This window comes from Kurthia sp. ISK08, assembly GCF_046159805.1.
GTDB lineage: Bacteria > Bacillota > Bacilli > Bacillales_A > Planococcaceae > Kurthia > Kurthia gibsonii.
Genome location: NZ_JBJXHL010000018.1, coordinates 1 through 455, shown reverse-complemented (window position 1 = coordinate 455; position 455 = coordinate 1). Strand labels below are relative to the sequence as shown.

Here is a 455-nt window from a genome sequence, read left to right as displayed (position 1 = left end):
GCCGTAGGCTTAGGCATTGAAGCCATTCAAAAAGGCTTTCAAGTCTATTTCATAACAATGGGAGAATTAATTCAGTTATTGAAAACAGAAGAATTTACACATCGCTCACAAATCCAATTAAAACGTTTGAGAGCATCAGATTTAATTATTATTGATGATGTGATGTATATGGCTTTAGATCAACGGGAAGCCACTTTATTCTTTCAACTCGTACATCAGCTATACGAACAAAGTTCGCTAATATTGACATCAAATCGAAGTCCAGAAGAATGGACAGAGTTAGTGGATAACCAAGGGATGATGACTGCTATTTTAGACCGCCTGTTACACAGAGTCGAGGTCATTCATATGAACAATGAAAGTCATCGTTTAAAACATCAACAAAGAATCTTTACCGAATAAAAAGTGTTCATCCTTAATGAGCAAAAAATGTTCAATTTGGGTTGACGGTGACA

1 protein-coding gene is annotated in these 455 nt (G+C 35.8%); it reads left to right on the top strand.

Annotation, left to right across the window (positions count from 1 at the left end; genetic code table 11):
* Positions 1-402: ATP-binding protein (locus tag ACKVQX_RS14475; RefSeq protein WP_409136446.1), on the top strand; the 402-nt coding region annotated here is incomplete at its 5' end.
* Positions 403-455: the final 53 nt, after the last annotated feature.